The following is a 9878-nucleotide window of genomic DNA, read 5'->3' as shown; positions in this document are numbered from 1 at the left end:
CGTCGTAGCGCTTGGTCCACTCGGCGAGGATGCGGTCGCGGTTGGCGCTGGCCCACGCGAAGTCGTTCTTGATCAGGTGCTTCTCGTAGTCGGCCGGCAGCAGTGCGTCCGGCTTGGAGAAGCCCGGCGTGGCCACCACGGCAAAGTTCTTCTCATACAGCGCCATGGCGGCGGGGCTGGCCGAGAAGTCAGCCAGCTTCTTGGCGGCTTCCAGGTTCTTGGTGCCCTTCATGATGCCGGTGGCTTCCACGTCCCAGCCCAGGCCTTCCGACGGCAGCACGATGTCGATCGGAGCGCCTTCCTTCTTCGACTTCACGGCGCGGTATTCAAACGAGATACCGATCGGGAACTCGCCGGCGGCGGCCATCTTGCACGGCTTGGAGCCCGAGTGCGTGTACTGGCCGATGTTCTGGTGCAGGGCGTCCATGTAGGCCCAGCCCTTCTGCTCGCCGAGCATCTGCAGCCAGGCGCTCACGTCCAGGTAACCCGTGCCCGACGAGGCCGGGTTCGGCATGACGATCTTGCCGGCGTAGACCGGCTTGGTCAGGTCGGCCCACGAGGTCGGCTTCGGCAGGTGCTGCTTTTCCGCTTCCACGGTGTTGAAGCAGATCGTGGCACCCCACACGTCCATGCCCACCCAGGCCGGCGGGTTGGCGGCGCTGCGGTACTTGGCGTCGATCTTCGACAGGTCGGCCGGCGCGTACGGCGTCAGCATGCCTTCCTTGTCCAGGATGGCCAGGCTCGATGCGGCCAGGCCCCACACCACGTCGGCGCGCGGGTTGTTCTTTTCGGCCAGCAGCTTGGCGGTGACGACGCCGGTGGAGTCGCGCACCCACTTGATCTCGATGTCCGGATTGACCTTCTCGAAGGCGGCCTTGTACTCGGCCACCTGGTCGGCTTCCAGCGCGGTGTAGACGGTCAGCGTGGTCTTGGCGTAGGCCGACGTGGCCAGTGCCATCGCGGCAGCGGCCGCCAGCAGGGAAAGACGTGCGGTCATGGTTTCCTCAGGGTGTGATGAAACAGCGGTTGGGACAACGAAACTCAAAGGCATTGCGGTCGTTCACCGGCCGCCAGGCGGCGGTTGATGTCGGCCACGACTTCCGGCAGATCGGCAATCGTGTCGATCTCGTAATGCGGGCGGCACGCGGCGAAGCCCGCCGAGATGGCCACGCGGTGGCGGGCGCGCTCATCGGCGGCAAGCGCCACGTATTGCTCGTACGGCAGACCCAGCGCGTTGCCCGACATCAGCAGCGCCACCGTCCACATGCCGGCGCGGCGGCCCTCTTCGATGCCGGGCACGGTGTCGTCCACCTTCACGCAGGCGGCCACGTCGCCGATGCCGAGGTCGACCACATTGCGCAGCGCCTGGGCCGGCCACGGGCGGGCACGCGGCACTTCATCGCAGGCGATCACGCAGTCGGGCCGGTAGCCGGCCTCGGCGGCCAGCGCCACCACCCGGTCCATCACCACGCGCGGGTAGCCCGAGCACGTGCCGATCTTCAGGCCCGCCTCGCGCAGCGCGGCAATCGTCTCCAGCGCGCCCGGGATCAGCGCCGAATGCGCGCCCACCTTCTCGATCTGCAGCGGCATGAAGCAGTTGTAGATGGCGGTGACGTCGTCATCGGTGGGCATGCGGCCGTGCGCGAGCGAGAACCGCGCGGCAATCGCGCCGTCGTTGCACAGCGTGCGGATGTGGTCCCACTTGCCTACGCCCATCGGGCCGCGCGCCTCGTCCAGCGTGATGGCCACGTTGAATTCGGCAAACGCCTCCACGAAGATCTGCGTGGGGGCAAACGAGCCGAAATCGACCACGGTGCCGGCCCAGTCGAGCACGGCGGCTTCCAGGCGCAGCGGCGTGGCGCGCGGGTTGACCCGTTCTGCGCCAGCTTGGCGGGTCGTGATTGGGGAGGAGTCGCCCATGTTCATGTTTCCTTGCTTGCTACGAATTCAATGAGAGGCGGTGCGCCAGGCCTGCGTACGACGCATGACACCGCGTGTGGCGAGTTCCAACAGCAGCGATACCACGATCGACGTGACCAGGATCAGCGTGGACATGGCGGCGGCGGGGCCGATGTCACCGGCGTCGTCCATGTTCAGCACGGCCACGGAGGCCAGCACGGTGTCAGGGCTGTAGAGGAAGATCACGGCCGACACGGTGGTCATGGCCGAGACGAACAGATAGCGCGCGCAGGCCAGCACGGCGGGCAGGCACATCGGCAGCGTCACGCGCCAGTACGTGCGCAGCGCCGACACTTTGAGCGAGGCCGACACCGCCTCGAACACCGGATCGAGCTGCCCCAGCGACGCGACCGACGTGAAGTGGGCCGCCGTGGCGCAGTGCATGATCGTGCAGAGCACCATCAGGGCCATGCTGCCGTACAGGCCGTTGAGCGGATTGGCCGGATGGTTGAAGAAGAACACGTAGCCCAGGCCGAGCACGAGGCCAGGCACCGCCATCGGCAGCAGCACGGCAAAGCGGATGGCCGGATGCAGCCAGGCGGTGGCGCGCGTGGTGCGCGTCTTCTCGACCAGCCACGCGCCCGTGAAGATGAGTGCGGTACCGAACACGGTGGTGAACACGGCCAGCTTCAGGCTGTTGTGATAAGCCAGCCAGCCGCCGCCGTCCATGTTGTCGAAGTCGTAGTTGCGCAGCGACAGCTCGAGGTTGTACGGCCACAGCTTGACCAGCGAGGCGCCCACGGCGGTGGCCAGTATCAGCAGGATCCAGCCGACCACGAGCGCCGTCAGCAGCAGATAGAGCCCGTCCCGCATCCGATCCGGCTGCGGGTAATACGGTTGGGCGCGACTGGCCAGCGCGGCATGCTGGCGGCGCTGCACAAGGCGCTCAACGGCGAAGGTCAACAGCGCGGGCAGCAGCAGCATCAGGCCAATGACGGCGCCGCGCGCAAACTGCTGCTGACCCACCACCGCTTTGTAGGCCTCTACGGCCAGCACCTGATAGCTGCCGCCCACCACGGTCGGCACGCCAAAATCCGTGGCGACCAGCGTGAACACCAGCGCAAACGCACCGAACAGGCCGTAGCGCGCACCGGGCAGCGTGACCGTGCGGAACGTGCGCCACGGGCCAGCGCCCATGGCACGTGCCGCGTCATACAGGCGCCCATCGGCCAGCGTGAGCGTGGCCAGCAGCAGCATCAGCGCATAGGGGAACGTGTAGAACGTCTCGCCCAGCACGATGCCCCAGAAACCGTAGATGTTGCCGCCGTTCATCCAGCCTTTGAACAGGCCCTGGTTGCCGAACAGGTAGACCAGCGCAATGCCCGGCAGCAGCGACGGTGCAAACAGCGGCAGCATCGCCAGCATGCGCATGGTGCCGCGCAACGGCATGCGCGTGCGCTGCACCGCGTAGGCAAAGGCAAACGCCAGCGGCACGACGATGGCGGCCACCGCGCTCGACACCGCCAGGCTGCGGCCCACCATGTTGACGAAGTTGGGGTCGTGAACGACGTGGGCGACCAGTGCCAGACCGTGCTCATCGGTGCTGCGCGCGCTGGCAACCAGGCCCGTGGCCTGCAGCAGCATCATCGCCACCGGCAGCAGCAGGCCGAGGGTCAGCAGGAGCAGCCAGCCGAGCTTCATGCCGGCCAGCACGGGCGCATCGGTGCGCCAGAACGGCGTGCGTGCCGGCTGGCTTTGTTGGGTGGTCGGCACCACGGTGGTCTCGGGAGGAAGCATGGACATCACGACCTCAGGCATACACGCGCAGGCCATCGCGCTCCAGCGCGATCCACAACTTGCTCTCGCCCAGGCCTCCGCGACCGGTCCGCAGCGCACCGGATGCCACTTCAGCCACCAGCGGCGCATCGGCCAGGCCATCGATGGCCAGTGTCACGCGCGTGCGGCTGCCCAGGTAGATCTGGTCGACCACACGGGCGAGATGGCGGTTGGGGGCATCGGCGTCCGGGTGCAGCGTGACGGCTTCCGGGCGGCAGAACAGGCGGCCCGTAGCGGCGGCTGTGTCGGCAAAGGCCGGATCGAGCAGCAGCGGCTGGCCAGCCAGCGTGGGCGTGCCGTCCTCGGCGCGCTCCAGCGGCAGCCAGTTGGCCTGGCCGACAAACCCGGCGACAAACCCGGTGGCCGGGCGCGTATAGATCTCGGAAGGCGAGCCGGTCTGCTCGATGCGGCCGTTGGACATGACGGCGATGCGGTCGGCCATGGCCATGGCCTCGTCCTGGTCGTGCGTGACCATCAGCGTGGTGACGTTCAGCTTGCGCTGCAAGCGGCGTAGCTCGATGCGCAGGTGTTCGCGCACCTGGGCGTCCAGCGCCGACATCGGCTCGTCCAGCAGCAGCAGCGACGGCGCCGGCGCCAGCGCGCGGGCCAGTGCGACGCGCTGCTGCTGGCCGCCCGAGAGCTGCGACGGATACTTCGCCTCACTGCCCGTCAGACCCACCAGCGCCAGCATGTCGGCCACCCGCGCCTGCATGCGCGCGCGGTTGCCGTTGGTGGCTTCCAGCCCGTAGGCGACGTTCTGCGCGACCGTCAGGTTGGGGAACAGCGCGTACGACTGGAAGACGATGCCGTAGTCGCGCTCGCGCGGCGGCAGGTTGGTGATATCACGGCCACCGGCAACGATCTGGCCGGCGTCCTGCGCCTCCAGCCCGGCAATGATGCGCAACAGGGTGGTCTTGCCGCAGCCCGACGGGCCCAGCAGGCAAACGAATTCGCCCTGCGCCACGTCCAGCGACACACCATCGAGTGCGGTGAAAGCGCCGAACCGGCGGGTGACTTGCCGGACAGAGAGGAACGGCGTGGCGCTACCCGGGATCGGGTCGGAAGCAGGCTGGGGCATCGGCGGGGGCGGTTGGGGCAGTAGCAAAAGCGGTCGCTACTGTAGCCAGCCGACATGTAACCCGCGTGGCAGTTACCCCAAAAACGCCAATGCGCGCATTTCCAGATTTTTGTTCGGGTGGATTACGAAACCGGGCGCACTTCAGCCAGGAATGCCGCGATGAGCCGCGCGTCGCGCCGATCCTGCAGGCAGTAGAGGTATTCGCTCAGCTCGGGCGTCGCGCCCTCGAAGGCCAGCACGCGCAGGTCTGCATGGCTGGGCACCTCCTGGCGGGCGATCACGCTCACGCCCAGGTTGCGCATGATGGCCTCGCGGATGGACTCGCGGCTGCCGATCTCCACGGTGGACGCCGCCGCCACGCCTGCCTGGGCCATCATCGTCTCGGTCATCGCCCGCGTGGTGGAGCCCACCTCGCGCACCAGCAGCCGGCACGATGACAGCGCTGCCACCGGCACGCTCGCCTGTGCAGCCAGCGGGTGGCTCCGGTGGACCACCAGCACCAGCGGATCGCGCGCCAGCTCGATGCGCAGGAAGCGCGCGTCGTCCACGCGCTGCGACGACGATGCCACGTCCACGCGGTACTCCTGCAGCGCGTCGAGCATCTGCACCGAGTTGCCCGCCTCGATGCTCACGTCGATGCCGGGGTGGCTGCGGCAGAAGCGGTCGACGATATCGAGGATGTAGTACGGCGCCGTGGCGCCGATGCGCAGGTGGCCCGTGCCCATGTCGCCGGAGTTGCGCAGGAAGAAGTCGATCTCGGTTTCCTGCCGCACGAGCTGGTCGACCAGCGGCATCAGCCGCACGCCGGCGTCCGACAGCGCCAGCCGCCGGCCGCCGCGGTAGAACAGTTCCACGCCGTAGGCCTCTTCCAGCGCGCGGATCTGCGAGGTCACGGTCGGCTGGGAAAGGCCGAGCTGCTTGGCGGCCAGCGTGATGCTGCCCAGGCGGGCGACCATGAAGAAGGATTTGAGCTGCGCGACGAGCATGCGGTGTGATTGCTGTGCCGCCTATCAGCGGCACGCGAAGAGGCGTGGCGGCCCATTCTAGCGGAAGGCCCCGGCCTGAAAGTGGCGCTGGGCTCCCTCCTTCGTTTTCTGCTTCCTCATCCTTGCGCTACAACTTTTTCAACCTTTTCGACAATGTGGCGGCCTAGCACCCCCCTTTCGCGGGGGGAAATGACCCCTGCCGACCCGTTACTTCCCCAAATCGAATTCTGCGACCGGCCTTGAGAATCCGTCGGCGCTGATCGGTCACGAGCCGCTCGCGCGTCAAGAAGAACGGTTTGGGAGAATTGGGATGCAAGGCAGTCAGAAGGACGTGCGTACCGCGCCGTCCGTTACGCTGCGCGCGGGGCGCAGCACGATGCAATCGGGTTGGACGGCCGCCGTCGTGGCGGCAGCGGTCAGCGCGCTGGCGGCCTGTGGCGGTGGCGGCGGTTCGGATGGTGGCGCAGCAACCGCGCAAGCCACGCCTGCCAGCATTGCCGTCACGCCTGCGTGCAGCGGCAGCAACTGCGGCGCCATGGGCACGACTTACGCGGGTTCCGGCGTGGGCGTGTGGCAGGCCACCAATGCGGGCGGCCAGGCAGGTTCCGTGGCCGTGTCGATCGCCGGCCTGAAGGGCCAGAGCGTCACGCTCGTCTATACCAACCAGAGCGCGTCGGCCCAGCCGATGCCGTCGGTCTCCCTCACCAGCACCGGCCTGCTTGGCCTCGGCCTGGGGGGCACGAGCACCACCACGTCGCCCACCAGCGGCGCCTCCGGCAACGTGGCCGCTGCGGCCAGCAACGACGACGTCACCGCCGCGTTCGACCGCAAGCTCTCCGATTTCAACGCCCACGCACTGGACGGCTATGCTGCCGGCCCCGCGCCGGCCAAGCCGATGAGCGCCTCCAACAACACCGTGCTGCGTCCGCAGTCGGTCACCAGCGTCGGCACGCAGCGCACCTGGAACCATCAGCAGCCGGACGGCACCGCCACCGTGCGCACCGCCACGCTGCGCCAGCAGGCCACCGCCGGCGACGGCCGCGTCGTCAACCTGTGGGTGGAGAACGCGGAGTACGGCACCAGCAAGATCTCCGACAGCATCATCACCACGCTACTGACCAAATTCACCTCGGGCAGCCAATCGGTCTACACCCTTGCCACGTCGCTGGTCGGCCAGCCGTGGGGGCCGTACTCCAGCTCGGCCAGCCTGATCGACCCGAACGAAGCGCTCGACATCGTCGTGCTGAACATCATGCCGGATGGCCAGCCCTACGGCCGCGTGGGCTACTTCTGGGCGCGCAACAACTTCACCACCAGCGCGCAGCCGTTGTCGAACCAGTCGCTGTCGCTGTATGTGGATTCGGAGACGATCTACCTGGGCGGCGCCGATGGCCTAAACACCGTCATCTCCACGCTCGGCCATGAGTTCACCCATATGGCCAACTTCTATCAGCGCGGCGTATTGCAGGGCTCGCAGTTCATGTTCAGCACGTGGCTGGAAGAACTGACGGCAATGACGATGGAGGACGTGCTCTCCAGCCTGATCAACCCGAGCTTCGACAACGTGCGCGACAGCCGCTTCCCGGCCTGGCTGCAAAGCGCGTACGACTGCTCGCTGACGGCGTTCGATCCGTCGCTGTCATCAACCTGCCCGGGGTATCCGATTTCGGGCAGCCTGGGCGGCTTCCTGCTGCGCCAATATGGGCTGGCGTATTACCGCAACCTGCTGCAGAACTTCTCGTCGACGGACTCGGCCACCCTGCTGAGCACCGCCATCCAGGCAGGTGGCGGCGCGGGGCTGGGCGATGCACTGGCCCGCTGGGGCACCTCGATTGCCCTGCTGCCGGCCGCCACCAGCCCGTCCGGCTTTGCCTACCCGGCCCGCAGCGACAGCGGCTTCACCATCCCCGCCGTCGATGGTTCGAACTATGTGAGTGACCGCACGATGCCCAGCTCGGTACCGGCCACGCTGCAGGCCTTCGGGCAGTTCCCGGTGGCGCGCGGCACCCAGACGGGGACGTATAGCGAAACGATCACAGTGCCGGCCAATTCAACGGTGTCGATCATCGTGCAGTGACGCATGGCCAGCGCTGAATGACGCGGGCGCATCGGTGGGTTCATCAGGGGTTTTGTAGGAGATGGACAAACCGGCGCGCCCGTTTTGTTTTGCGGCCGTGCCATCATCGCGGCTTTGCGCCGTCCAACCGGATACCTCATGCCTTACGTCGTCACCGAGTCGTGCATCCAATGTAAGTACACCGACTGCGTGGCGGTGTGCCCGATGGACTGCTTCCACGCCGGGCCCAACTTTCTGGTGATCGATCCGGATGCGTGCATTGACTGCTCGATCTGTGCGCCGGAATGCCCGGTCGGCGCCATCTATGCCGAAGCCGACGTGCCGGCAGACCAGCAAGCGTTCATCGCGCTGAACGCGCAGCTCGCGCGCCGCGCCGATTGGCCGCGCCTGACCACGGTGCAGGCGCCGCTGGTCGACCACGCCCATTGGGCGCAGGTGAAGGACAAGCGCGACGCTCTGGTCGTCGCACCCGAATAAAGAAGGAAAGTTCAGGCCGCCGCGTGCTTGGCGCCGAGCGCCGCACGCATGGCGCGCGAGCGGCTGACGACCTCGTCGCGCAGCGGCGCACGCAAGCCCATCGCAAACGCCGTCTCCGCCACCAGGAACAGCGGGCCAACCACCAGCCCAACCAGGTCATCGACGAAGGCCGGCTTGCGCCCTTCGTAATAGTGGCCGACAAACTGCACGATCCAGCCGATCACGAACAGGCCGATGCCCACCGACAGCCACGACGCCGTCGAATGCGCGGCCACCTGGTTGCCTACCCACACGCACAGGCCGATCAGCACGAACATCACCACGCCAAAGACCACATCCAGGCGCAGGTAGAACACCGTCACCGCCGCCAGCAGAAGCAGTGCCGGCGTGACAGCCACACCACCTGCCAGCATGGCAAACACCGGACGCGACAGCAGGATCGCCACCGCCAGCACGATGGCCGGAATGCCGACGAAATGCGTGGCGATATTGCGGCCGTCCTGGTGATAGGCCGCGTAGTTCGAAAGGTGGTCTGACAGGCTTCGCATGGCGATCTCCGGGTGCGCATTGTGCGGACGCAGCATGGACGTGTGCGCGGCGCCCTCGTTATCATCCTTTCATCCTAGTCAGCCGGTGGCGCAATGCTCTGTCGCGTAGCCGACAAACCGCGTACATCCTCGGGTTAGCCCTAGCTACAGCGCACCTCACTGCTCCCCCTTATGGACCGCGCCCTCCTTCGCTCCGTCCCGCCCGCCTACCGCGAGCGCCTGCACGCCAGCAGCTGGTTTGGCGCGCTCGGCACGCCGCTCCAGGATGCGCTGATCGGGATGGCGGCCGTGCGCCGGGTGACCGGCGGCGCGACCCTGTTCCTCCGCGGCGACCCGTCTGACGGGCTCTACTGCGTGGTGGACGGCGCCATCCGCATCGGCGCGACCAGCGCGGACGGGCGCGAATCGCTGCTGGCGGTGCTGGAGCCGGTCAACTGGTTTGGCGAGATCGGCGTGTTCGACCGCCAGGCCCGCACCCACGACGCCCGCGCCGAGGGCGAGACCACCCTGCTGCACATGCCGCAAGCGCCGTTGACCGCACTGCTGGACAGCGCGCCGCAGCACCTCCACGCGTTTGCGCTGCTGCTGACCCACAAGCTGCGCCTGACCTTCACGGTGCTGGAAGAAACCGCCCTGCTGCCCGCCGCCGAGCGCGTCGCCCGGCGCCTGCTGCTGATGGCCGGCGGCTATGGCGACCTGCGCCTGGGCACCCGCCGCGTACTGCGCGTGCCGCAGGAGCAGCTGGCGCAGTTGCTGGCGCTATCCCGCCAAACCGTCAACCAGGTGCTCAAGGACTTCCAGGCGCGCGGCATCCTCAAGGTGGCCTATGGCGAGATCGAACTGCTGGACCTTGATGGTCTGCGCGCAATCGCGAGGGGGTGAAATCCTCCCCAATATCCCTACATACGGGAGGTTTGCAGCAATCCTATAATGTGTTCCCACTCGCACATTCGCCCTTCGCATGGTGCGGAGTTGGC

Annotated in this window: 9 protein-coding genes; 3 read left to right on the top strand and 6 right to left on the bottom strand. The window is 67.3% G+C overall.

The features are described 5' to 3' along the window. The 5 genes from QZ609_RS20675 to QZ609_RS20655 all read right to left on the bottom strand — a co-directional run. On the bottom strand, positions 1–997 hold a 997-nt coding region (locus tag QZ609_RS20675), incomplete at its 3' end, for a putative 2-aminoethylphosphonate ABC transporter substrate-binding protein (RefSeq protein WP_295498942.1). A 44-nt stretch (positions 998–1041) separates the two neighbouring features. Continuing rightward, positions 1042–1920, bottom strand: a complete 879-nt coding sequence (gene phnX / locus QZ609_RS20670; RefSeq protein WP_295498939.1) for a phosphonoacetaldehyde hydrolase — start codon at positions 1918–1920, stop codon at positions 1042–1044. A 27-nt stretch (positions 1921–1947) separates the two neighbouring features. Beyond that, positions 1948–3702 carry a putative 2-aminoethylphosphonate ABC transporter permease subunit gene (locus QZ609_RS20665; protein ID WP_295498937.1) on the bottom strand — a complete coding sequence of 585 codons (1755 nt, stop codon included), beginning with the start codon at positions 3700–3702 and terminating at the stop codon, positions 1948–1950. Between the two features lie 7 nt (positions 3703–3709). Then, the gene (locus tag QZ609_RS20660) at positions 3710–4813 is read right to left on the bottom strand and encodes a putative 2-aminoethylphosphonate ABC transporter ATP-binding protein (RefSeq protein ID WP_295498934.1); all 1104 of its coding nucleotides are present in this window, start codon (positions 4811–4813) and stop codon (positions 3710–3712) included. A gap of 122 nt (positions 4814–4935) precedes the next feature. Further along, a complete protein-coding gene (locus QZ609_RS20655; RefSeq protein WP_295498931.1) occupies positions 4936–5799 on the bottom strand; it encodes a LysR family transcriptional regulator in 864 nt (287 codons plus the stop codon). 376 nt (positions 5800–6175) lie between these two features. Here QZ609_RS20655 and QZ609_RS20650 point away from each other — a divergent pair, with 376 nt between their 5' ends. Together QZ609_RS20650 and fdxA are read left to right on the top strand one after the other, a co-directional pair. Further along, positions 6176–7876, top strand: a complete 1701-nt coding sequence (locus tag QZ609_RS20650) for a hypothetical protein (protein ID WP_365902034.1) — start codon at positions 6176–6178, stop codon at positions 7874–7876. Positions 7877–8014: 138 nt separating this feature from the next. Continuing rightward, entirely contained in the window at positions 8015–8353 is a 339-nt protein-coding gene (fdxA, locus tag QZ609_RS20645) for a ferredoxin FdxA (protein ID WP_295498925.1), read from the top strand. 11 nt (positions 8354–8364) lie between these two features. Here fdxA and QZ609_RS20640 read toward each other — a convergent pair whose 3' ends face one another. After that, the gene (locus QZ609_RS20640) at positions 8365–8901 is read right to left on the bottom strand and encodes an Mpo1-like protein (RefSeq protein ID WP_295498923.1); all 537 of its coding nucleotides are present in this window, start codon (positions 8899–8901) and stop codon (positions 8365–8367) included. A 171-nt stretch (positions 8902–9072) separates the two neighbouring features. Here QZ609_RS20640 and QZ609_RS20635 point away from each other — a divergent pair, with 171 nt between their 5' ends. Then, positions 9073–9783: a Crp/Fnr family transcriptional regulator gene (locus tag QZ609_RS20635; protein ID WP_295498920.1), complete on the top strand. Its 711-nt coding sequence runs from the start codon at positions 9073–9075 to the stop codon at positions 9781–9783. Positions 9784–9878 lie beyond the last annotated feature (95 nt).

The organism is uncultured Ralstonia sp. (assembly GCA_913056305.1).
GTDB lineage: Bacteria > Pseudomonadota > Gammaproteobacteria > Burkholderiales > Burkholderiaceae > Ralstonia.
Note: the sequence above shows the minus strand (reverse complement) of the source record. Positions and strands in the feature narration are given on the sequence as shown.

Excerpts from the sequence above, each read along its gene's own strand:
- phnX (WP_295498939.1), bottom strand. The coding sequence starts at position 1,920 with ATGGGCGACTCCTCCCCAATCACGACCCGCCAAGCTGGCGCAGAACGG.
- QZ609_RS20665 (WP_295498937.1), bottom strand. The coding sequence starts at position 3,702 with ATGTCCATGCTTCCTCCCGAGACCACCGTGGTGCCGACCACCCAACAA.
- QZ609_RS20660 (WP_295498934.1), bottom strand. The coding sequence starts at position 4,813 with ATGCCCCAGCCTGCTTCCGACCCGATCCCGGGTAGCGCCACGCCGTTC.
- QZ609_RS20655 (WP_295498931.1), bottom strand. The coding sequence starts at position 5,799 with ATGCTCGTCGCGCAGCTCAAATCCTTCTTCATGGTCGCCCGCCTGGGC.
- QZ609_RS20650 (WP_365902034.1), top strand. The coding sequence starts at position 6,176 with ATGCAATCGGGTTGGACGGCCGCCGTCGTGGCGGCAGCGGTCAGCGCG.
- fdxA (WP_295498925.1), top strand. The coding sequence starts at position 8,015 with ATGCCTTACGTCGTCACCGAGTCGTGCATCCAATGTAAGTACACCGAC.
- QZ609_RS20640 (WP_295498923.1), bottom strand. The coding sequence starts at position 8,901 with ATGCGAAGCCTGTCAGACCACCTTTCGAACTACGCGGCCTATCACCAG.
- QZ609_RS20635 (WP_295498920.1), top strand. The coding sequence starts at position 9,073 with ATGGACCGCGCCCTCCTTCGCTCCGTCCCGCCCGCCTACCGCGAGCGC.